Genomic DNA, 20,350 nt, shown 5'->3' with positions numbered 1-20,350 from the left:
GGCTACCCCAGCAACACCGCGTAGCCCGGCTTGATCACCTCGTCGATGATGCGCAGGCGTTCGGGGAACGCGATGAAGGCGGATTTCATGGCGTTGATGGTGAAGCGTTCCAGGTCGCTCCAGCCGTAGCCGAAGGTGTTCACCAGTTTGAGCATTTCCCGGCTCATGCTGGTGTCGCTCATCAGCCGGTTGTCGGTGTTGACCGTGACGCGGAACCGCAGCCGGGCCAGCAGGTCGAACGGGTGCTTCTCCAGGGAGGGCACCGCGCCGGTCTGCACATTCGACGACGGACACAGCTCGAGCGGAATCCGCTGGTCCCGAACGTAATTGGCGACCAGTCCGAGTTTCGGCTCGGACTCGGAGTCGCTGATGTCGTCGGTGATGCGCACGCCGTGGCCGAGCCGCTCACAGCCGCAGAACGCGACGGCCTCGTGAATGGACGGCAGGCCGAACGCCTCACCGGCGTGGATGGTGAAGTGCCCGCAGTTGGCCCGCATGTATTCGAACGCGTCCAGGTGCCGGCTCGGCGGGTAGCCCGCCTCGGCGCCGGCGATATCGAATCCGCCCACGCCGCGATCGCGCCACCGCACGGTCAGCTCCGCGATCTCGAGTGAGCGCGCCGCGTGCCGCATGGCGGTGAGCAGGCATACGACCCGGATGGGCATGCCCGCCTCGGCGGCAAGCCGTTCACCCTCGCGGAAGCCCGCCAGGGTGTGTTCGACGACCTCGTCCAGGGACAGGCCGCGCTCCAGATGTTGTTCGGGCGCGAAACGCACCTCGGCGTACACCACGCCGTCCTCGGCCAGGTCCAGGGCGCATTCTCGGGCCACCCGGTGCAGGCCCTCGGGGGTCTGCATGACGGCGGTGGTGTGCGCGAAGGTTTCCAGATATCGCTCCAGCGATCCGCTGTCCGCCGCATCGCGGAACCAGTTGCCCAGCGCGGCGGCGTCCTGCGCGGGTAGCTGGTCGTAACCGCACTGTGCGGCAAGCTCCAGGACGGTCGCGGGGCGCAAGCCACCATCGAGATGGTCGTGCAGCACGGCCTTCGGGGCCTGGCGGATCGAGGCAAGGGTCAAAGGCATCGGTCCAGTCATGTATCGACGCTAGCTCATCCCGCCGCCCCGCGCCTTCAGGCCGGATTCGGGTGCCAGGCAATTGCCGTCCGCGTCCGGCGGTCGACGAGTGGCCGGGTCAGCCCGTCCCCGAGAAGTTACCCACGAGCGCGGCAGCCACGCGCACAGTGCGCTCAGGGCTCGATGCGGTCGAGCACGATCGAGCCGGGCGCGGCCGGATTCCCGGCCGACGACGCGGAGGAAGTCGACTCGGTAGCCGGCACGACCGGAGCGGACGGCCCCGGCGCGGCGTCAATCACATAGGCATCGCGCAGCGCCGCGAGCGCGGCCGGGAATGCTTCGGGTGTATCGGTGTGCAGGGTGAGCAGCGGCTGTCCCGCGACAACCTTCGCGCCGGGCTTGGCGTGCAGCTCGACGCCCGCGCCGAACTGGACCGGATCGCCCTGACGGGCGCGCCCGGCCCCGAGACTCCAGGCGGCCAGGCCGACGCCCATCGCATCGAGGCGGGTCAGTGTGCCGGATCGGTCGGCGGTGACGACCTCGGTGTGCGCGGCAACCGGCAGGGCGGCGTCCGGATCACCGCCCTGGGCCCGGATCATCGCCTTCCAGTGATCCATGGCCCGGCCGTCGGCGAGCGCGTCGGCCGGATCGATGTCATCGATTCCGGCCTGCGCCAGCATCTCCCGGGCCAGGGCGAGGGTCAGCTCGACGACATCCCCGGGCCCCCCGCCGGAGAGCACCTCGACCGCCTCGGCGACCTCGAGGGCGTTACCCGCGGTCCGGCCGAGCGGGGTGTCCATACCGGTCAGCAGCGCCACGGTGCGCAGGCCCGCGTCGGCGCCCAGTTCGACCATCGCCGTTGCCAATTCGCGGGCCGCGTCGAGCGTTTTCATGAACGCGCCCGCGCCGACCTTGACGTCCAGCACCAGCGCCGCGGTGCCCTCGGCGATCTTCTTGCTCATGATCGAACTCGCGATCAGCGGTATCGACTCCACGGTCCCGGTGACGTCCCGCAACGCGTAGAGCCGCTTGTCGGCCGGCGCCAGATCGGCCCCGGCGGCGCAGATCACCGCGCCGATCGCCGGATCCGCGAGTACCCGGCGCATGTCCGGAACCGAGATATCGGCTCGCCACCCGGGAATCGACTCCAGCTTGTCCAGGGTGCCGCCGGTATGTCCCAGACCGCGCCCGGACAACTGCGGCACGGCCGCGCCGCACGCCGCGACCAGTGGCGCGAGCGGCAGGGTGATCTTGTCTCCCACACCGCCGGTGGAGTGTTTGTCCACCGTCGGGCGCGTCAGCTCGGCGAAGCTCATCCGCTGCCCCGACTCGATCATCGCGCGCGTCCACCGTGCGATCTCTCGCCGATTCATTCCGCGCAGCAGGATCGCCATCGCCAACGCCGACATCTGCTCGTCGGCCACCTCCCCACGCGTGAATCCGCCGACCACCCAATCGATCTGCTCGTCCGACAACTCCCCACCATCACGCTTGGCCGTGATCACCGACACCGCCGAATGCACACTCACCATGTCCGACAGGCTTCCAGAGGATTCCCATCCGCGCACGGCCCCTCGGCGCGTGTGGGAAGGACTCGCTTGCGGCCGGCAAACAGGTCTGTGCACCCGCCGGACAACTCACAGCCCTTCTTCCGTGGACGCCGATCCGGCCTGTGCGGTCCCCTTCCCGGGCCCGCGTCGGTCCGCGCGGTCCCGTTACCGTCCCGTTTGCGGCCACACCTATAGGTAACGCAGCTCACATGCACCCACGCCACCACTCGAGGGAACACTGTAAGCCTTTGCGCCACAGGGCTTTTCATAATCCAACAGCTGTACGCAAACCTCACAGCCTTCCCGAGCCGACGGACAGCTCGCCGAGCGAACGTCCAGTATCACGAAAAAGCCGTGCGAAAGCTCACATCATTTCCGCCCGACCGCAAGATCATCGGGTCCGAAGGCAAACGGCAGCAAACGCTTCAGCGGCATCGGGCCGTCCGCGTGATCGACCAGCAGATCGCCGCCTCCGTGCTCGTAGAGCAGCTGCCGGCAACGGCCGCACGGCATCAGAACAGCCCCGCGCGAATCGCACACAGCAATCGCCAGCAACCTTCCACCGCCGGACGCGCAGAGGTTACCGACCAGTACACATTCAGCACACAGCCCCAAACCGTATGAGACATTTTCCACATTGCACCCGAGCACCATTCGGCCATCGACAGCGCGCGCGGCCGCGCCCACGGGATACCGCGAGTACGGTGCATACGCATTCTGCATAACTTCGGATGCATTGCGGCGCAATATATCCCAATCAATTTCCGGCATATCGAGCCTCCGTCGGGGCGGGTCGTTCACGGTCGAGGAAAAGCTACCGCAGGCGCTTCGATATATCAGGCAAGGCAAACCTAACTCATTGAATTTCGGCCCAACGCCCGGCACGCCGAATTAGTTCCGCGAATGTCCGGGGATTACAGTTCTGACAGATCGGTTCAGGTTTGGCCGTGCACCGGCGGCCACCGCCTCTGGGGTGTCGGCTCCGGGCACAGAGCTGGTGAATTCAGATCCAACGGCTCCGAGTCCGCGCCCCGAAATCTGCGACCGGATCGCCACTTGCCGGCCCGCCCGGCGGGTCCACAACGACGTTGGAGGCACCGCACTCTCATGACCACCACGCTGGAAGCTCCGGCTCAGCCGAAGCGGAAGACCCTGTACCGCGGCGACCCTGGCATGTGGTCCTGGGCGCTGCACCGGATCACCGGTGTGACGATTTTCTTCTTCCTCTTCGTGCACGTGCTCGACACCGCTCTGGTGCGGGTCAGCCCGGACACCTACAACCGGGCGATCGAGACCTACAAGAACCCGATCGTCGCTCTGATGGAGATGGCCCTGGTCGTGTGCGTGCTGTTCCACGCACTGAACGGCGTGCGGGTCATCCTGGTCGACTTCTGGTCCAAGGGCCCGAAGTACCAGCGGCTGATGCTCTGGATCGTGCTCGCGGTCTGGGTGATCGTCGCCGGTATGGGCGTGGGACGCCAGCTGTTCTACATGATCACGACGGAGCTCTGAGGCCATATGAGTGAGCGCAGCGAACGAATCATCAACACAGCGCACCGTGCGGGCGTGCTGGAGCCGAGCGTTAGCGAGGTGGAGGCATGACCGCACCTGTCCTCGGCAAGTCCTACGACCGGCCTGCCAGCCTCGACTCGCCCCGCACGCCGCGCCGGGCCTCGGGCAACAACTTCGAGAAGTACGCGTGGCTGTTCATGCGCTTCTCCGGAATCCTGCTGATCGTGCTGGTCCTGGGCCACATGACGATCATGCTGATGCTCGACGGCGGCGTGAAGCGCCTGAACTTCGCCTTCGTGGCCGGCCGCTGGGCCAGCCCGTTCTGGCAGATCTGGGATCTGGCCATGCTGTGGCTGGCCCAGCTGCACGGCGGCAACGGTCTGCGCACCGTCATCGACGACTACTCCCGCAAGGATTCCACCCGGTTCTGGCTCAAGACCCTGCTGGTCGTGGCAATGATCCTGATCATGGGCGTGGGCACCTACGTCATCTTCACCTTCGACCCCAACATCAGTTAGGAACGCCACTTCCATGACCGAGAATCCGATTGAGGAACACCGCTACGACGTGGTGATCGTCGGTGCCGGTGGCGCGGGGATGCGTGCGGCGATCGAGGCCGGGCCCCGCGTCCGCACCGCCGTGCTGACCAAGCTCTACCCCACCCGCAGCCACACCGGCGCGGCCCAGGGCGGCATGTGCGCCGCGCTGGCGAACGTGGAGGAGGACAACTGGGAGTGGCACACCTTCGACACCGTCAAGGGTGGTGACTACCTGGTCGACCAGGACGCCGCGGAGATCATGGCCAAGGAGGCCATCGACGCGGTGCTCGACCTGGAGAAGATGGGCCTGCCGTTCAACCGGACCCCCGAGGGCCGCATCGACCAGCGCCGCTTCGGCGGTCACACCCGCGACCACGGCAAGGCGCCGGTGCGGCGCGCGTGCTATGCCGCGGACCGCACCGGTCACATGATCCTGCAGACGCTGTACCAGAACTGCGTCAAGCACGACGTGGAGTTCTACAACGAGTTCTACGTGCTGGACCTGCTGCTCACCGACACCGACCGCGGCCAGGTCGCGACCGGTGTGGTCGCCTACGAGCTGGCCACCGGCAAACTGCACGTGTTCCACGCCAAGGCGATCATCTTCGCCACGGGCGGTTCGGGCCGGATGTACAAGACCACCTCCAACGCGCACACGCTGACCGGCGACGGCATGGCGATCGTGTTCCGCAAGGGACTTCCCTTGGAGGACATGGAATTCCACCAGTTCCATCCGACGGGTCTGGCCGGTCTGGGCATCCTGATCTCCGAGGCGGTCCGCGGTGAGGGCGGCATCCTGCGTAACGCCTCGGGCGAGCGGTTCATGGAGCGCTACGCCCCCACCATCAAGGACCTCGCCCCCCGCGACATCGTCGCCCGGTCGATGGTCATGGAGGTGGCCGAGGGCCGCGGCGGCGGGCCGAACAAGGATTACGTCTTCATCGACGTGACCCACCTCGGCGAGGACGTGCTCGAGGAGAAGCTGCCGGACATCACCGAGTTCTCCCGCACCTACCTTGGTGTGGACCCGGTCAAGGAGCCGGTGCCGGTCATGCCGACCTGCCACTACGTCATGGGCGGCATCCCCACCCGGATCCGCGGCGAGGTGCTGCGCAACAACACCGACGTGGTGCCGGGCCTGTACGCCGCCGGTGAGTGCGCCTGCGTCTCCGTGCACGGCTCGAACCGTCTGGGCACCAACTCGCTGCTGGACATCAACGTGTTCGGCCGCCGCGCGGGCATCGCCGCCGCGGAGTACGCGCAGCGCCACGACTTCGTGGAGCTGCCGTCCGAGCCCGCGACGATGGTGCAGAACTGGCTGGCCAACCTGCTGTCCGAGCACGGCGACGAGCGCGTCGCCGATATCCGCAGCGAGTTGCAGGCGACCATGGACGCCAACGCCGGTGTGTTCCGCACCGAGGACACGCTGAAGAAGGTGCTCACCGATATCCACGGGTTCAAGGAGCGCTACGAGCGGATCACCGTGCAGGACAAGGGCAAGCGCTACAACAGCGACCTGCTCGAGGCCGTCGAACTGGGCTTCCTGCTGGAATTGGCCGAGGTGACCGTGGTGGGCGCGCTGAACCGCAAGGAGTCGCGCGGCGGCCACGCCCGCGAGGACTACCCGAACCGCGACGACACCAACTTCATGCGCCACACCATGGCGTACAAGCAGGTCGAGCCCGGTGCGCCGGCGGAACTGATCGCCGACATCCGGCTGGACTTCAAGCCGGTCGTGCAGACCCGTTACGAGCCGATGGAGCGTAAGTACTGATGACTGCTGTAGCCGAAGCTCCCGCCGGGCAGAAACCGGCCCCCGTTCCGGACGGATCGGTCATGGTCACCGTCAAGGTGGCCCGGTTCAACCCGGAGGACGACAAGGGCGCGCACTGGGATTCCTTCCAGGTCCCGGTGCTGCCCACGGACCGTTTCCTGAATGTGCTCATCTACATCAAGTCCTACCTGGACGGCACGCTGACCTTCCGCCGGTCCTGTGCGCACGGTGTCTGTGGTTCGGACGCCATGCGCATCAACGGCGTGAACCGGCTGGCGTGCAAGGTGCTGATGCGCGACATGCTGCCCAAGAGCGGCAAAACCCTCACCATGACCGTCGAACCCATCCGCGGCCTGCCCGTGGAGAAGGACCTCGTGGTGAACATGGAGCCGTTCTTCGACGCCTTCCGCGCGGTCAAGCCGTACCTGATCACCTCGGGTAACGAGCCCACCCGCGAACGCATCCAGTCCCAGACCGACCGGCACCGGTTCGACGACACCACCAAGTGCATCCTGTGCGCCTGCTGCACCACCTCATGCCCGGTGTACTGGAACGACGGCAGCTACTTCGGCCCGGCCGCGATCGTCAACGCGCACCGCTTCATCTTCGACAGCCGTGACGAGGGCGCCCGCGAGCGCCTGGACATCCTGAACGATGTGGAAGGCGTGTGGCGCTGCCGCACCACCTTCAACTGCACCGACGCCTGCCCTCGCGGCATCGAGGTCACCAAGGCGATCCAGGAAGTCAAACGCGCCCTGCTGTTCGCGCGCTGAGTTCCCCGAGCCCGAACCCGAAGGCCGCCTCCATCATTCGACGGGGGCGGCCTTCGGCATGCTGGAGATCGACTGATATCGAGGTGCCGGCGGGCAGCCCGACTAGTCTGGACTAGACTAAGTTTAGTCCAGTATCCTTGGTCGTATGACTGCTGTGAACATTCATGAGGCCAAGACACACTTATCCAAACTGCTCGAACGGGTGTCCCGGGGTGAGCGGATCGTGATCTCGAAGGCCGGCCAGCCCATTGCAGACCTCGTGCCGCATCGGAACATCCCGGTGATCTTCGGTAGCTTGCGGGGCCAAATCGCTTACGACGACACGGCCTTCGACATCGACCCTGATATCCAGCAGATGTTCTACGGGGAGGACTCCGATGCTACTGGATAGTCAGACCGCCCTGTGGGTGCTTGACGACAATCCGCGCCTCGGAGCAGGTGCCCGCCGCGCGATCACCTCGGCCCCAGAAGTTCATGTCTCGGCGGCGACCGTGTGGGAGCTGACGATCAAATGCATGCTCGGGAAGTTGAAGATCCCGGCGAATTTCACCGAACTCATCGGTGATCGAGGGTTGAGCACCCTGGATGTGACCGGACATCACGCCGAACAGGTGCGAGCCTTCCCCGAACTGACCCGGCACGACCCCTTCGACCGACTGCTCACTGCCCAGGCGTGGTGCGAAGGTCTGCGACTACTCACTGCGGACCGAGTCCTCCTCTCCCTCGGCAGAGAGTTCATCGTGGACTCGACGCAATAGCGGCAGCGCGCAACGACGGCTTCTTCTGATGGCATCGAGCGTCGGTGACCGCCGGATCACCTAGTCAATTTGTCAAGGTAATCGACCGTTTATTGTCGGCTGAGCTCAGCAGTGATTGCATCGAGTCATGTTCACCGAAGCTCAGCTGTATTCGCCGGTCACCACGGGTGCCGACGGCGATGTGACCGTGCATCTGAGCGACGAGCATCCCGGCGTGCACGATCCCGCCTACCGGGCTCGTCGCAATGCGATCGCCGCACGGGCGCTGGCTCACCGGCGGGGCGAGCCGACGCCCCGGATCGATTACACCGAGGACGAGCAGCGGGTGTGGCGGATCGCCTCGGCCGAACTGTCCCGCAAACACGAGGTGTACGCGTCCGCGGAGGTGCTCGCGGGCGCGCGACGCCTCGGCCTGCCGCACGATCACATCCCGCAACTCGACGAGGTGTCCGCACAACTGGTGCCGCTCAGCGGTTTTCGCTACGTGCCCGCGGCCGGGCTGGTTCCGCTGCGGGAATTCTTCGGCTCCTTCGCCGACCGCGTCTTCCATTCCACCCAGTACATCCGGCATCATTCGGCCCCGCTCTACACGCCCGAACCCGATGCGATCCACGAAATCATCGGCCACGCCAACCAATTGGCGAGTCCCCGGTTCGCGGCAATCTATGCCGAGGTCGGCGCGGCGGTGGCGCGGCTGGAAACCGATGCGGCACTGAAATTCCTGGCCGACGTGTTCTGGTTCTCGATGGAATTCGGCGTGGTCCGAGAACACGGCGAGATCCGTTGCTACGGTGCGGGTCTGCTGTCCTCGTACGGTGAGATCGAGGAGTTCCGCACCGCCGAACTGCGGCCGCTGAACGTGGCCGAGATGGGCACGGCGACCTACGACATCACCCACTATCAGCCCGTATTGTACTGTGCGGCTTCGATTTCCGAGATCGAGGACGTAATCGGCGGATTCTTCGCCACGGTGACCGACGATACCGTCGCGCGGCGGACTACAGCCGCATACCCGACTCGAGGAACTCGGCGACCTGCTTGAGCTTGTCCATGTCCAATCCGAGCCCGGCGGTGGCGTCGAAGGTGGTGCTCATCGCGCCGATCATCGCGCCCGCGAACGCACGGACCTCCAGCTCGTCGGCGGAACGACCGACCCGGTCCGCGACCAACTGGGCGACCATACGCACATTGCGCTCGGTCTCCCGGGCGATGACGCTGGCCAGCTCCGGCACCGTGTAGATCAGCTTCATCCGTTGCTGCTCGAATTCCAGCTCGTCCGGCTCGAGCGATTCGAACACCTCGACGGTGGCACGGACGAACGCGCGCAGCGGCGACAGGTCCGCGGGCTGCGCCTCGACCGCGCGGATCATCAGCGGGTCCAGATCGTCGGTGATGGCGACCTGCTCCTTGGACGGGAAATAGCGGAAGAACGTGCTCGGCGAGATGTCCGCGGCCTCCGCGATCTGTTCGACCGTCGTCTCGGCGTAACCCTGCTCGCGGAACAGCCGCATCGCCTCGGTCCGGATGGTGCGGCGGGTGCGTTCCTTCTTGCGCTCGCGCAGGCCCATCCGGGGCGAACTCACCCGGGCATGGGCCTGCGCTGGCGGTGCCTTCGACTCAGCCGACATGTAGCGATTCTCCCGCATGGCCCGCGGCCCGCGCGGACGATGCCGCACCGCGGGTGCGGATCGCGGCGACGACGGCCGCGAACAGGCAGATTCCCGCGCACACCCACAGCATCGCGCCCATACCGCCGACGAAGGCCGATTGCACCTTGCCGAGCATCGCCGCGTCACCGAGCTTGTGCGCGACCGCCACGCCCCCGCTGACACCGTCCGAGATCGGCGAACGGTCGTAGCCGCCCAGTCGGTCGCGATACTGGGTGGCCAGTACGGTCCCCAGGACCGCGACGCCGATAGTCCCACCGGCCTGCCGCAGTGCCTGGATCAGTGCCGAGCCCGAGCCGGATCGTTCGGCGTCCAGTTCACCCATCGCCATGCCCATCGCGGCGGGCATCACGAATCCCATCCCGGTCCCGAGCAGCCCGATCCACAGCGCGGCATACCCGTACCCGCTGCTCACCGTGGTCAGCGCGCCGATCACCAGGCCGCTCGCCAGCAGCAGGAATCCGGCGACCAGTACCACGCGCAACCCGGCCCGGGGCAGCAGCTTGTCCACCAACCGGGTGCCGACCAGCAACCCCCCGATCAACGGCAGCAGACGCAATCCGCTGCCGAGCGAATCCACGCCCAGCACCGCCTGGAAGTACTGCGGCACGGTGAAGAACATGCCGAACATCGCGAAGTTGATCACTATGGAATACATTGTCCCCCAACGGAATCCGTCCCCCCCGAACAGACCGAGATCGATCAGCGGATGATCGGTGCGGCGCTGCCACCCGACGAACAGGCCGAGCACCACCGCGCCCGCGGCGACCGCACTCCAGCCCAGCGCATCGCCCCAGCCCTGTCCGCCGAGGCGGATGAAACCGTAGGTGAGCCCGAGCATTCCGGCCGCGGACAGCGCGACGCCGAGCAGATCGATCCGGAACGCTCTCTCGCTGCGCGATTCCGGCACAAGCAGAGCCACCGCGATCAAGCCGATCAGGACCATCGGGACGTTGATCAGGAAGACCGAGCCCCACCAGAAGTTCCGCAACAGCCAACCGCCAACGATCGGGCCCAGCGGCATGCCGATCGCGGACGAGGTGACCCAAACCGTCAGCGCCCGTTGCAGATCGGCCTTCTCGGGAAACAGCGCCGGGAGCACCGACATCGACAGCGGCATCATCGCGGCGGCGGCCAGTCCCAGCAGCGCACGCGCGGTGATCAGCTCACCCGACGAGGTCGCCAGCGCGCACCACAACGAGGCCCCGCCGAAGACCACCAGCGCGGCGAGCAGAAAGCGCTTGCGGCCGTAGCGATCTCCGAGCGCGCCCGCGGGCAGCATGAGCGCGGCCAGGACCAGCGTGTACGCCGTGGTGAACCACTGCAGGGCCGAGGTGCCGGCGTTCAGGTCGACCGCGATGGTCGGCAGGGCCACCACCAGCACCGTCGTATCCAGCCCGATCGCGAGCATGGCTACCGCGAGCGCTCCCAGTGCCAGCCAGCGCGCCTTGCCGGACGACTGTGCCGCCTCCCCCGGCGACTCGGCGAGTGGGCCGCTGTCGCGCGCGTCCATTGCCTTCATGAGAGTTCCAATCGTTTGGATGAGTCTTTATTTTGATAGTAACTCTCATTTCAGAGGAGATGTCAATACCCGGTACGAGGCGCGATGTCCCGAGTAGGCCATGGCCGAGCCCGATACTCGACGCAGCTCACAGCCACGCCGGGCGAGGTTCCGCATAAGCTCGAGGGCGATGCGCATTCGAACACCTCGGCCCGACAGCCGCACCAGCACTTCGCGCGCGAGCCGACGCCCGCGCAGCTTCCTCGCCATCGCTCTGGCCACCGGACTCGTCGCCGCCACCGCCGCGACCGGCGTCGCGGTCTCCGGCACGGCGGCCGCGCAGCCGACCGGGACCTCGGTGCCTTTCGTCACCCCGAACACCGATTCCTGCCCCGATCGACTCGCTCCGCCGCCGCCGATCGATGAATCCGAGGTCCCGGAACCGGGGCAGACCGCACCCAAGCCCCTGCCCGTACCGGCGACGCCGGTCGGCGGCGGCAAACTCGGCAGCTGCGGCGTACTGCTGCCCGGCGGCGCGCCGCCGGCGCCGAAGGACATCTCCGCGACCGCCTGGGTGATCGCCGATCTGGACACCGGCAAGGTGCTGGCCGCGAAGGATCCGCACGGCCGCTACCGCCCCGCCTCGACGATGAAGACCCTGCTGGCCGCGGTCGCGCTACCGCAACTCGACCTGAACAAGGTCGTGATCGGCACCCAGGACGACGCGAACGCCGACGGCACCCGCGTGGGCATCGGCCCCGGCGGCCGCTACACCAACGACCAGCTCCTGCACGCGCTGCTGATGTGCTCGGGCAACGACGCGGCACACGCCATCGCCATGGAATTGGGCGGCGTGGACGCGACGCTGCGGCAGATGGACGCGAAGGCCGCGGAACTGCACGCCCTGGACACCCGGGCGGCGACCCCGTCCGGCCTGGACGGGCCGGGGATGAGTATTTCGGCCTACGACCTGGCCGCCATCTTCCGCCACGATATGACGATTCCCGCGTTCGCCGACATCGTGCACACCGAGCAGTACAACTTCCCCGGCTTCCCGGCCGATCCGAAGATTCCCGGCGACAAGGACCACCCCGGATTCCCGATCGCCAACGACAACCGGCTGCTCTACGACTACGACGGTGATCTCGGCGGTAAGACCGGCTACACCGACGACGCCCGGCAGACCTTCGTGACCGCGGCGCAGCGGGGCGGCCACCGCCTGGTCGTCACCCTGCTCAAGGCCGACGTCCTGCCGATCCGCCCGCCCGAACAGGCCGCCCGCCTGCTCGACTACGGCTTCGCGCTCCCGGCGGGCGCCGATATCGGCTCCCTCCCGGGCTCGGACACCGACCGGTCCCCCACTCCCACCGCGGCTCTGGCCACTCCGCCGGCGCACGGCGTCGGCGCATCGGCGCCGAGTGCGAGCCACGGCCACGAGAACCTGCGGACGACCCTGATCGTGGCCGGCCTGGCCGTTGTCCTGATCCTGGTCGTTCTGGCCTGGCGAATCAGCGGACGGGCCCGGCGCTGAGCGGTCCGCGTGAGGCGAAATACGCCGGGAATCAACCGCTTTCGGCCGAGCGCCGGGTCACCCGGCGCAATCGGGGTAGCAATGCCGCGGTGACCGCGCCCACACCGAACAACATCGCGCCCGTCTTCGCGGTCATGCCCGCCGACATCCGCGGCTGGATCACCGCGGGGCCGGGCGGCGGCACCTCGGCCTCGAGTATGTTCTCCCGTGCGGTGGCCGCCCAGGCGGTGGCCAACAGGATGATGCGCGCGGTGATGTAGGCGAAGACCATCAGGCCCAGGATCGGGCCGAAGGCGACACCCGCCGGGCTGGTCAGGACCCGTTTGAGGTACAGACCGGCGACCTGTTTCCACACCTCGAACGCGATCGCCGCGATCAACGCCGCCTTGCCCGCACTGACCAGGGTGACCGGCTGACGCGGCAGGCGCGCGATCACCCAGGCGAATACCGCCCAGGACGCGAGCACCGCCAGGACCAGCGACAATATCGTGAGCAGCACACCGACACCGGGTGCGTTCTCCAGGTGGACCAGCGCGAGCAGGTCGCGGCCCAGATTGCTCGAGGCCAGCGCCGACATACCGAACGAGATCACCAGGGCGACACCGAGTCCGAGCAGCGCGATCACATCGGAAAGTTTGCTACGGAACCAATTCCCTTGCGGCGCTTGCTGTTCCCACTGCTCGGTCAACGCGGCACGCAGGTTCGCCATCCAGCCCAGCCCGGCGTAGAACGCGCCGACCAGACCGATGATTCCGACGCTGGTGCGTGATTTGACGGCCTGATCGACCAGGCTGTTGACCTGATCGCCGAGTGATCCGGGCAGATTCGCGACGATCTTGCCCTGCATCTCGGTCAGCAGATGCGGATTGTGCGACAGCACGAATCCGGCCACCGCGAAGGCGACCATCAGCATCGGAAACAGCGACAGCACAGTGAAGTACGTGATTCCGGCCGCGTAGTAGTCACCGCGCTGGCGTTGGTAACTCGCACCCGCCCGGACCAGATGGTCCAGCCAGGGGCGGGTCCGGACGGCGCCGGAGATCCGCGCCTTGATCCCGTCGAACACGCAACCTCCCGCAACCGCTCGGATGTCCGCGGAGGGCGGCTACTTCAGCACACGAACCCGCGCGGACGGCAACTCGACTGGCCGATCCTCGCTCAGGGCATACCCGCACAGGCCTCGGCTACGCCCGCGAGGCCCAACTTCTCGCCCGGATTCAGCGGGCCAGGAAGCCCACCCGGTCGTAAACCTGCGCAAGAGTGTTGCCGGCGATCTCCCGAGCCCGCTCCGAGCCCGCGGCGAGGATGCGATCGAGTTCGCCCTGATCGCCCATATACTCTTGCACCTTCGCCTGCAGCGGGGTGACGAATTCCACCAGCGCGTCGGCGACATCGCCCTTGAGCTCGCCGTATCCCTTGCCGACATAATCCTTTTCGAGTGTCACGATCGGCGTGTCGGTGAGCGAGGACAGGATCACCAGCAGATTGCTCACTCCCGGTTTGGTCTCCGGCTCGTAGCGGATTTCGCGTTCGGTGTCGGTCACCGCGGAGCGGATCTTCTTGGCCGACACCTTCGGATCGTCGAGCAGATTGAGCAGGCCCGCGTCGGTGCCGGCCGACTTGCTCATCTTCGAGGTGGGATCCTGCAGGTCGTAGATCTTGGCGGTTCCGGACACGATGTGCGCGTCCGGAACCACGAACGTCTTCTTGTAGCGAGTGTTGAAGCGCTGGGCCAGGTTTCGGGTCAGTTCGAGGTGCTGGCGCTGATCCTCGCCGACCGGAACCAGGTGCGGGCGGTACAGCAGGATGTCCGCCGCCATCAGCACCGGATAGGTGAACAGGCCGACCGTCGCGTTGTCGGCCCCCTGCTTGGCGGACTTGTCCTTGAACTGCGTCATCCGGCCGGCCTCGCCGAATCCGGTGATGCAGTTCAACACCCAGGTCAGCTCGGCGTGCTCGGGCACCTGACTCTGCACGAACAGGGTCGAGCGCTTCGGGTCGATGCCCAGCGCCAGCAGCTGGGCCGCCGCGCGCTTGGTGCGGTTGCGCAACTGCTTGGGGTCCTGCGGAACGGTGATGGCGTGCAGATCCGGAATGAAGTAGAGCGCATCGAAATCCTCTTGCAGCTGCACCCAATACTGCAGCGCGCCAAGGTAATTGCCGAGGTGAAAGGAATCACTCGTCGGCTGGATCCCGGACAGGACCCGCTGCTTGCGCTCACCGGTGGGTGCAGGACTCGACATAGGGCGATCCTAGCTCCCCGGCCGACCCGGGAATTCAGCGTGCCGGGGACGTAGGAAGACCACCCCGCACCGGCAATCGCTGATAGTTTGCCATTGGAGTCGATGCAGCACCGCTACGCAGCCTTTATAGCCGAAGGAGCGATATGAGCAGTGACGAAGTGGATGGACAACTGAAAGAAGTCTTGGCAGCCGACGATTGCTGGGATTTGCTCGCCGCCGAAAAGCTCGGTCGGCTGATCACCGTTGCCGGCGGCCGGCCGGAGGTCTTTCCGGTGAACTACGGAGTTTCCGGCCGCACCGTCTACTTCAAGTCGGCGGAGGGCAGCAAGCTGGCGAGCCTGGCCGTCGCTCCGGAGGTCGCTTTCGAGGTCGACCACCGGGCCGAACGGGTGGCCTGGAGCGTCGTGGTGCACGGATCAGCCCGTCTCGTTCGGTCGTTCAGCGAGATGACCGCGCTCGACGAACTGGGTATCGACCCGTGGGAACTCGGCAGCAAGTACAACTACGTCGCGATCACGCCGGACGAGGTCACCGGACGCCGATTGTCACGCACCGGCTGATCCCCGTTCAGATCGCATGCCGTTCGGCATAGCTGCGCGGATCCACCCCGGGCATGCTGGGGCGGCCCGAGTCGACGAGTTCGCGTTCGCGGCGGCCGAGCATGCGGTAGACCGGAGCGCTGGGCCCGGCCAGGGTGCCGTGCAGCACCCGGGGAGTCAGAGGTACGGAGGTGTGCGCGGTGCGGACCGCGCGGGTCAGGGTGCGGAAGGCCAACTCCTCGCGACGGCCCCAGCGGATGTCGTACATCTCGCGGATACGCGGCGGCAGGCTGCCCTGGACCAGCAGATGCACACTGTTCACGACCTGGTTCAGCGGCAGCGGCAGCGGATAGGGCACCTGCTGCCCGGCCAGGTACGAGCCGACCAGGCGAGCCTCGTCGGTGAGGTGCAGCGCGTCGGACGCGAGATAATCGTCGAAATAACGGCGGAATCCCGCATAGCTCGCCGGCGCGGACTCGCGCGGCATGCCGAACAGCTCGCCCCAGTACACGTAGTCCTGATACAGATCCTCGCGCTCGGTCGCGGTGAGCCGGCGGACCAGCAGATCGTGCATCACCTCGGCGGAGTCGAAGGTGAAGGCCATGGTCATGAACATCAGATGCGGATCGCGCGCGGAATAGGCCGTGCCCGCGGGGTGCTGCACACCGGCGTCCTCGGGCAACGCGCCGTGCACCTTCGCATGTTTCTTGTCCGTGTACGAGCGCGCCCGGTCGGCCTCGGCCTTGGTGCCCAGCGCGACGGCCTCGAACAACCGGCCGGTGATGGCCAGCCGGGTGTACGGGGTCGTGCGATGCGCGGTGTGCTCCGCGGTCCCGACGTACAGCAGCGGATTCACCGCGCCGACCACCAGCGCCCGCTGCCCATAGGTGAGGCCGACCGCCCGCTTGCGCATGACACGGCGAATCATCGAATCGTCTGCGAAGTAACCGGACTCGGGCATCGTTGCCTCCTCGTTCAGAGCATCTGGCAAAAGCATCCCCCAGATCAACGAATCTGGCAATGGCAAGAACCAGAATTGACGGCATGACAGAATCGACGGATGGCAGCGCAACGCACCTACGGCGGAGTCTCCGCGCAGGAACGCCGCGCCCAGCGCCGTGCCGCCCTGCTCGAGGCCGCACTCGACATCATCGGCACCGAGGGCCTGGACCGCCTGACCGTGGCCGGGCTGTGCACTCGCGCCGGGCTGAACGAGCGGTATTACTACGAGAACTTCGACGGTCGCGATGCCGTGCTGATCGCGTTGTTCGACGGCATCGCCGAGGAACTCGCCACGGCCATCCTGGCCGCGGCACAGGACGCGCCCACCGACACCTACGGGCGCGCGCACGCGGCCATCGCCGCGGGTATCCACGTCCTCACCGACGATCCGCGCAAGGCACAGATCGCCCTGATCATCAGCGCCGCGACCCCCGAACTGCGGGCACGGACCATGGACTCCATCCGCGGTTTCGCCGGTCTGGTCGCCGCCGAGGGCAGCAACTTCTACGCCATCGCCGGACCGAACGCGGACCCGTCGATCGGCTTCCGCGCCACCTACCTGGTCGGCGGCCTGGTGCAGACCCTGACCAGCTGGCTGCACGGCGATCTGCCGATGACCCGCGACGAACTCATCGATCACACCACCGAGGTGTTCGTGCTACTGGGCGAGGATCTGGCCGGCCGGCTGCGCTGAGCGGTCTGGGCCACGGCCCACGGCACGTGTCTTCGGAACGGCGGCCGGAATACGAAATACCTTGTCCGGAAACAGATCCGGACTCAGTGTCACAGAGTCAACGCGACGGCCGGCAGCCCTTCCGGCGCGGACTGCAGTACGACGCGGAATATCCCGTCGTGTGCGGACCAGTACTGCGCGCAGTCGGTCATCGCCGAGACGAACCAGTCGCGTTCGGCGGACCGCTCGGCCAGCAACTGGGCCGAATCACGCACGACCGCAATGTATCCCGGTGCCGGGCCGACGAATTCGTCCAGATCCCGCAGACATTCGTCGAAGGCGTCCTTGTTCTGCCCGAAGTAGTACGGGAATTGGAAGGCCGCGGCGAACTCGTCGAAGACGCCCGCGAGAGTACGCATCTTCGACCCGCGCAATTCGCGTACGACATAGCCCTCCGGCGCCCGGAACCGCACGCCGCTGAATCCGGCCGCGTCGACGGTCAATGAACCCAGGACCGATGCGGTGGACGCATCTGCGTGCGCACCGGTCAGAAAGTGTGCGAGCGTGATCGCCTCACCCATCGAGAGCATCCCTTTCGAAAACCGCCGCGAGACCCGCTCCGAGCCCGTCAGCGCATCCTGGTGAACGTCTTGTAGTGGTCGCCGGTGTAGTAGGCCGAACCGTCACTGCCGGTGATGATGCGTTCGGCATCGCGGGTCTGGCCGCGCTTCTTCGGGTTGACATCCCATTCCCGGTAGCTGATCGCCTTGCCCGAGGAATCGGTCTTGGGCAGCGAGCCGCCGCGGTTCATCCACTGATCGCCGCCCTTGGTGCCGGGAGCGTTCGCCGAACCGGGCCAACGTCCCGCATCGATCTCGGTCAACGTCTGATAAGCGCGGTCGGGCACGCCCGCGGCATGGCCGGTGACCGGTGTCGCGGTCCCCTTCACCTGCACCGCCGCCGCCTTCGACGACGAGGCCGCCCCCGATGACGACTGCGACGAACTCCCGTGCGACACCAGCAGCCCGATCACGATCACGACAACGACCGCACCGAGCCCGAGCAAACTCTGAAACCTCTTGCCGGAGAACTTCATCGGCACTGCCTCGTCACGGCGGTGTGGACGGATTCCGCGATGCAGGCCAAGTTACGCGCCCCACCGGCCGCACGGCTGTCACTCATAACTACCGAATCTACTTGACGTTCTCCCGGCCATGAATGCCCGGGATTCCTCCTGACCTTGCGGTTCTCTGAGGTGGGTTCCTGTTTCACCGGGGCTTGTCTTCCGCTGAGCGGCTGGACTTACGATGCACAGGCTCAGCGGTACTGCACCGTGACCGGGGCGTGGTCGGACCAGCGCAGGTGGTAGTCGGCGGCGCGTTCGACGACGGCCTGTTTGGCGCGGCCGGCTATTTCACCTCGGGCGAGCTGGTAATCGATTCGCCAGCCGGCGTCGTTGTCGAAGGCTCGGCCGCGGTAGGACCACCAGCTGTACGGGCCGGGGACGCCGGGGTGCAGGGTGCGGACGACGTCGACGTAGCCCGCGGCGATGATTTCGTCGAGCCAGGCGCGTTCGCCGGGGAGGAAACCGGCGTTCTTGATGTTGCCCTTCCAGTTCTTGATGTCGAGTTCGGTGTGTGCGACGTTCCAGTCGCCGCTGATCACGAAATTGCCGGTCTGCGCCTTCATATGTGCGCCCAGCTCGGCCAGGAAGCGGTATTTCTCGTCCTGCAGCGGCGTATCGGCCTCACCGGTGTGCACGTAGACACTGGCTACGGTGAGGTCGTCGAATTCGGCCTCGATGTAGCGGCCGAGTCCGTCGAACTCCGCGCTGCCGAAGCCGATCCGCACCGCCAGCGGCTCCCGACGGGACAGGATCGCGACGCCGGCGCGTCCCTTCGTGCCGGACTCGGCGAGGGCGAGATGCCACCCGGAATCGAGGGCCGGACCCAGCGCCTTGCGGGTCTGTTCATCGGTCGCGCGCGTCTCCTGCAGGCAGATGACGTCGGCCTCGGTGACCGCGAGCCACTCGAGCATCCCTTTGCCTGTCTTACCGGTGGCCGCGCGCACCCCGTTCACGTTGATCGTACTGATGATATTGGCCACCGAAAGACCGTACAATGCTGGTCAGAGACACTCCCTGCGGACACTGTAGTCCAGGAAGGGGTGAGGACGATGATGTCAGGCACCGCCCCGCTCATGCCGACCAAAGCCCTGCACACGGGCTCGGGCGATCCCCTTCTGCTGTTGCACGGATTCATGCTCTCCCCACATTGCTGGGAATCCGTGGCGCAGCGACTGTCGAGCACCTGCGAGGTGTACGCCCCGGCCCTGCGTGGCCACTGGGGCGGTCCCGCCCTCGACGGCTGGCGCGTCGACATCACCACGCTCGCCGATCAGGTCGAGGAGCAACTCGACGAATTGGGTTGGCGCACATGTCATATGGCTGGCAACTCACTCGGCGGCTGGGTCGGCTTCGAACTCGCTCGCCGCGGCAGGGCCCGCACCCTCACCGCGATCGCTCCGGCCGGCGGCTGGGCCAGCCCGTCCCTGATGCAAATCCGGGTCGGCCTGAAGTTCCTGTCGCTGGTGCCGGTGGTGCAGGTCGGCAGGCGGGTCGGGAATACGGTCGGATTGAGCGCTCCGGCAAGGCAATTCGCGGCGATGATCCTGAGCAAGAACACCTCGGCGGTGCCGCGGCGACTGGTCGAGGCGGCGATCATGTCCGCGATGAACTGCCCGGCGATGCTGCCCCTGCTGACCGGTGGACTCCGGATGCCCGCCTTGGAGAACATGTCCACACTGCGCACGCCGGTGCGCCTGCTGATGTGCGAGAACGACCGGGTGATCCCGAATCAGCCCTATGCACAACGATTCCTGCGCGAGCTGCCCGAATCCTGCGATCGGATACTGATGCACGGCGTCGGGCACGTACCGATGCTGGAGGCTCCGGACAGGATCGCGACGTTGATCGCGGAACACGTCTACGCCAGCAGGACGCATCTACGAGCTGTGTAATTGGCCTCCGCTTCGCTCCGGCTGGTTTTCGGCGCTGTAAGGCTCGTCGTTCAGCCCTCGAGACTCGGCCTTCGGCCATGCGCTTCGAGGGCCGAACGACGAGCCCGCGCCGAAAACCTTTGGGGTTGGTGTTGCTGAACCTATCGCTTCGCGGGCGACTCCCAGCCGGACGGAGACGCTTCGCCGCTGGGCGTGTT

General features: G+C 66.5%; 22 protein-coding genes. 11 read left to right on the top strand and 11 right to left on the bottom strand.

Annotated features, from left to right (window positions below):
• Nucleotides 1-2: 2 nt before the first annotated feature.
• The 3 genes from AC5WS7_RS26735 to AC5WS7_RS26725 form a co-directional block, all read right to left on the bottom strand.
• On the bottom strand, nucleotides 3-1,094 hold the full coding sequence (locus tag AC5WS7_RS26735) for an adenosine deaminase (protein WP_495957336.1): 1,092 nt from the start codon (nucleotides 1,092-1,094) through the stop codon (nucleotides 3-5).
• Between the two features lie 152 nt (nucleotides 1,095-1,246).
• Nucleotides 1,247-2,596: a thymidine phosphorylase gene (locus AC5WS7_RS26730; protein WP_495957467.1), complete on the bottom strand. Its 1,350-nt coding sequence runs from the start codon at nucleotides 2,594-2,596 to the stop codon at nucleotides 1,247-1,249.
• Nucleotides 2,597-2,992: 396 nt separating this feature from the next.
• The gene (locus tag AC5WS7_RS26725; RefSeq protein WP_495957335.1) at nucleotides 2,993-3,394 is read right to left on the bottom strand and encodes a cytidine deaminase; all 402 of its coding nucleotides are present in this window, start codon (nucleotides 3,392-3,394) and stop codon (nucleotides 2,993-2,995) included.
• A gap of 336 nt (nucleotides 3,395-3,730) precedes the next feature.
• Here AC5WS7_RS26725 and sdhC point away from each other — a divergent pair, with 336 nt between their 5' ends.
• The 7 genes from sdhC (at nucleotide 3,731) to AC5WS7_RS26690 (ending at nucleotide 9,021) form a co-directional block, all read left to right on the top strand.
• On the top strand, nucleotides 3,731-4,135 hold the full coding sequence (gene sdhC, locus AC5WS7_RS26720) for a succinate dehydrogenase, cytochrome b556 subunit (protein ID WP_495957334.1): 405 nt from the start codon (nucleotides 3,731-3,733) through the stop codon (nucleotides 4,133-4,135).
• An 86-nt stretch (nucleotides 4,136-4,221) separates the two neighbouring features.
• Nucleotides 4,222-4,653 (top strand): succinate dehydrogenase hydrophobic membrane anchor subunit, encoded by a 432-nt coding sequence (locus AC5WS7_RS26715; RefSeq protein WP_495957333.1) that lies wholly within the window; start codon nucleotides 4,222-4,224, stop codon nucleotides 4,651-4,653.
• Between the two features lie 13 nt (nucleotides 4,654-4,666).
• On the top strand, nucleotides 4,667-6,448 hold the full coding sequence (sdhA, locus tag AC5WS7_RS26710) for a succinate dehydrogenase flavoprotein subunit (protein ID WP_495957332.1): 1,782 nt from the start codon (nucleotides 4,667-4,669) through the stop codon (nucleotides 6,446-6,448).
• Nucleotides 6,448-7,221 (top strand): succinate dehydrogenase iron-sulfur subunit, encoded by a 774-nt coding sequence (locus tag AC5WS7_RS26705; protein WP_495957331.1) that lies wholly within the window; start codon nucleotides 6,448-6,450, stop codon nucleotides 7,219-7,221. The genes sdhA and AC5WS7_RS26705 overlap by 1 nt, the downstream gene beginning before the upstream one ends.
• Before the next feature lie 145 nt (nucleotides 7,222-7,366).
• The gene (locus AC5WS7_RS26700) at nucleotides 7,367-7,612 is read left to right on the top strand and encodes a type II toxin-antitoxin system Phd/YefM family antitoxin (protein ID WP_495957330.1); all 246 of its coding nucleotides are present in this window, start codon (nucleotides 7,367-7,369) and stop codon (nucleotides 7,610-7,612) included.
• Nucleotides 7,599-7,979 (top strand): type II toxin-antitoxin system VapC family toxin, encoded by a 381-nt coding sequence (locus AC5WS7_RS26695; RefSeq protein WP_495957329.1) that lies wholly within the window; start codon nucleotides 7,599-7,601, stop codon nucleotides 7,977-7,979. Before AC5WS7_RS26700 ends, AC5WS7_RS26695 begins: the two co-directional genes overlap by 14 nt.
• 127 nt (nucleotides 7,980-8,106) lie before the next feature.
• The gene (locus AC5WS7_RS26690; RefSeq protein ID WP_495957328.1) at nucleotides 8,107-9,021 is read left to right on the top strand and encodes a phenylalanine 4-monooxygenase; all 915 of its coding nucleotides are present in this window, start codon (nucleotides 8,107-8,109) and stop codon (nucleotides 9,019-9,021) included.
• Here AC5WS7_RS26690 and AC5WS7_RS26685 read toward each other — a convergent pair.
• Together AC5WS7_RS26685 and AC5WS7_RS26680 are read right to left on the bottom strand one after the other, a co-directional pair.
• Complete coding sequence (locus AC5WS7_RS26685; protein WP_495957466.1) at nucleotides 8,978-9,547, bottom strand: acyl-CoA-like ligand-binding transcription factor; 570 nt, start codon at nucleotides 9,545-9,547, stop codon at nucleotides 8,978-8,980. The two genes, AC5WS7_RS26690 and AC5WS7_RS26685, sit on opposite strands and share 44 nt — an antisense overlap.
• Before the next feature lie 49 nt (nucleotides 9,548-9,596).
• The gene (locus tag AC5WS7_RS26680; RefSeq protein ID WP_495957465.1) at nucleotides 9,597-11,057 is read right to left on the bottom strand and encodes an MFS transporter; all 1,461 of its coding nucleotides are present in this window, start codon (nucleotides 11,055-11,057) and stop codon (nucleotides 9,597-9,599) included.
• A gap of 280 nt (nucleotides 11,058-11,337) precedes the next feature.
• Here AC5WS7_RS26680 and AC5WS7_RS26675 point away from each other — a divergent pair, with 280 nt between their 5' ends.
• Nucleotides 11,338-12,678, top strand: a complete 1,341-nt coding sequence (locus tag AC5WS7_RS26675; protein ID WP_495957327.1) for a D-alanyl-D-alanine carboxypeptidase family protein — start codon at nucleotides 11,338-11,340, stop codon at nucleotides 12,676-12,678.
• 31 nt (nucleotides 12,679-12,709) lie between these two features.
• Here AC5WS7_RS26675 and yhjD read toward each other — a convergent pair whose 3' ends face one another.
• Both yhjD and trpS read right to left on the bottom strand, forming a co-directional pair.
• A complete protein-coding gene (yhjD, locus tag AC5WS7_RS26670) occupies nucleotides 12,710-13,744 on the bottom strand; it encodes an inner membrane protein YhjD (protein WP_495957326.1) in 1,035 nt (344 codons plus the stop codon).
• A 151-nt stretch (nucleotides 13,745-13,895) separates the two neighbouring features.
• On the bottom strand, nucleotides 13,896-14,921 hold the full coding sequence (trpS, locus tag AC5WS7_RS26665; RefSeq protein ID WP_495957325.1) for a tryptophan--tRNA ligase: 1,026 nt from the start codon (nucleotides 14,919-14,921) through the stop codon (nucleotides 13,896-13,898).
• A gap of 143 nt (nucleotides 14,922-15,064) precedes the next feature.
• Between trpS and AC5WS7_RS26660 the strand changes: the two genes are divergently transcribed.
• Complete coding sequence (locus AC5WS7_RS26660) at nucleotides 15,065-15,481, top strand: pyridoxamine 5'-phosphate oxidase family protein (RefSeq protein ID WP_495957324.1); 417 nt, start codon at nucleotides 15,065-15,067, stop codon at nucleotides 15,479-15,481.
• Between the two features lie 7 nt (nucleotides 15,482-15,488).
• Here AC5WS7_RS26660 and AC5WS7_RS26655 read toward each other — a convergent pair whose 3' ends face one another.
• Entirely contained in the window at nucleotides 15,489-16,421 is a 933-nt protein-coding gene (locus AC5WS7_RS26655; protein ID WP_495957323.1) for an oxygenase MpaB family protein, read from the bottom strand.
• 99 nt (nucleotides 16,422-16,520) lie between these two features.
• Between AC5WS7_RS26655 and AC5WS7_RS26650 the strand changes: the two genes are divergently transcribed.
• On the top strand, nucleotides 16,521-17,156 hold the full coding sequence (locus AC5WS7_RS26650) for a TetR/AcrR family transcriptional regulator (RefSeq protein WP_495957322.1): 636 nt from the start codon (nucleotides 16,521-16,523) through the stop codon (nucleotides 17,154-17,156).
• 89 nt (nucleotides 17,157-17,245) lie between these two features.
• Here AC5WS7_RS26650 and AC5WS7_RS26645 read toward each other — a convergent pair whose 3' ends face one another.
• The 3 genes from AC5WS7_RS26645 to AC5WS7_RS26635 form a co-directional block, all read right to left on the bottom strand.
• Complete coding sequence (locus AC5WS7_RS26645; protein ID WP_495957321.1) at nucleotides 17,246-17,716, bottom strand: barstar family protein; 471 nt, start codon at nucleotides 17,714-17,716, stop codon at nucleotides 17,246-17,248.
• A gap of 47 nt (nucleotides 17,717-17,763) precedes the next feature.
• Nucleotides 17,764-18,231 carry a guanyl-specific ribonuclease gene (locus tag AC5WS7_RS26640; protein WP_495957320.1) on the bottom strand — a complete coding sequence of 156 codons (468 nt, stop codon included), beginning with the start codon at nucleotides 18,229-18,231 and terminating at the stop codon, nucleotides 17,764-17,766.
• 221 nt (nucleotides 18,232-18,452) lie between these two features.
• Nucleotides 18,453-19,241, bottom strand: a complete 789-nt coding sequence (locus tag AC5WS7_RS26635) for an exodeoxyribonuclease III (protein WP_495957319.1) — start codon at nucleotides 19,239-19,241, stop codon at nucleotides 18,453-18,455.
• A 69-nt stretch (nucleotides 19,242-19,310) separates the two neighbouring features.
• On the opposite strand from AC5WS7_RS26635, the gene AC5WS7_RS26630 reads away from it, so the two are divergent.
• Nucleotides 19,311-20,153, top strand: a complete 843-nt coding sequence (locus AC5WS7_RS26630) for an alpha/beta fold hydrolase (RefSeq protein ID WP_495957318.1) — start codon at nucleotides 19,311-19,313, stop codon at nucleotides 20,151-20,153.
• Nucleotides 20,154-20,350: the final 197 nt, after the last annotated feature.

The sequence above is a fragment of the Nocardia sp. PLKS1-43 genome (genome assembly GCF_059510335.1).
This window is presented reverse-complemented; position numbering and strand designations above follow the sequence as displayed.

What these genes read in the sequence shown, in the direction of transcription:
- AC5WS7_RS26640 (WP_495957320.1), bottom strand. Translation starts at nt 18,231, where the DNA reads ATGAAGTTCTCCGGCAAGAGGTTTCAGAGTTTGCTCGGGCTCGGTGCG.
- AC5WS7_RS26685 (WP_495957466.1), bottom strand. Translation starts at nt 9,547, where the DNA reads ATGGGCCTGCGCGAGCGCAAGAAGGAACGCACCCGCCGCACCATCCGG.
- AC5WS7_RS26675 (WP_495957327.1), top strand. Translation starts at nt 11,338, where the DNA reads ATGCGCATTCGAACACCTCGGCCCGACAGCCGCACCAGCACTTCGCGC.
- AC5WS7_RS26630 (WP_495957318.1), top strand. Translation starts at nt 19,311, where the DNA reads ATGATGTCAGGCACCGCCCCGCTCATGCCGACCAAAGCCCTGCACACG.
- AC5WS7_RS26660 (WP_495957324.1), top strand. Translation starts at nt 15,065, where the DNA reads ATGAGCAGTGACGAAGTGGATGGACAACTGAAAGAAGTCTTGGCAGCC.
- AC5WS7_RS26735 (WP_495957336.1), bottom strand. Translation starts at nt 1,094, where the DNA reads ATGACTGGACCGATGCCTTTGACCCTTGCCTCGATCCGCCAGGCCCCG.
- AC5WS7_RS26690 (WP_495957328.1), top strand. Translation starts at nt 8,107, where the DNA reads ATGTTCACCGAAGCTCAGCTGTATTCGCCGGTCACCACGGGTGCCGAC.
- AC5WS7_RS26650 (WP_495957322.1), top strand. Translation starts at nt 16,521, where the DNA reads ATGGCAGCGCAACGCACCTACGGCGGAGTCTCCGCGCAGGAACGCCGC.
- AC5WS7_RS26680 (WP_495957465.1), bottom strand. Translation starts at nt 11,057, where the DNA reads ATGCTCGCGATCGGGCTGGATACGACGGTGCTGGTGGTGGCCCTGCCG.
- AC5WS7_RS26655 (WP_495957323.1), bottom strand. Translation starts at nt 16,421, where the DNA reads ATGCCCGAGTCCGGTTACTTCGCAGACGATTCGATGATTCGCCGTGTC.
- AC5WS7_RS26645 (WP_495957321.1), bottom strand. Translation starts at nt 17,716, where the DNA reads ATGGGTGAGGCGATCACGCTCGCACACTTTCTGACCGGTGCGCACGCA.
- AC5WS7_RS26715 (WP_495957333.1), top strand. Translation starts at nt 4,222, where the DNA reads ATGACCGCACCTGTCCTCGGCAAGTCCTACGACCGGCCTGCCAGCCTC.
- AC5WS7_RS26725 (WP_495957335.1), bottom strand. Translation starts at nt 3,394, where the DNA reads ATGCCGGAAATTGATTGGGATATATTGCGCCGCAATGCATCCGAAGTT.
- sdhA (WP_495957332.1), top strand. Translation starts at nt 4,667, where the DNA reads ATGACCGAGAATCCGATTGAGGAACACCGCTACGACGTGGTGATCGTC.
- AC5WS7_RS26695 (WP_495957329.1), top strand. Translation starts at nt 7,599, where the DNA reads ATGCTACTGGATAGTCAGACCGCCCTGTGGGTGCTTGACGACAATCCG.
- AC5WS7_RS26705 (WP_495957331.1), top strand. Translation starts at nt 6,448, where the DNA reads ATGACTGCTGTAGCCGAAGCTCCCGCCGGGCAGAAACCGGCCCCCGTT.
- trpS (WP_495957325.1), bottom strand. Translation starts at nt 14,921, where the DNA reads ATGTCGAGTCCTGCACCCACCGGTGAGCGCAAGCAGCGGGTCCTGTCC.
- AC5WS7_RS26700 (WP_495957330.1), top strand. Translation starts at nt 7,367, where the DNA reads ATGACTGCTGTGAACATTCATGAGGCCAAGACACACTTATCCAAACTG.
- sdhC (WP_495957334.1), top strand. Translation starts at nt 3,731, where the DNA reads ATGACCACCACGCTGGAAGCTCCGGCTCAGCCGAAGCGGAAGACCCTG.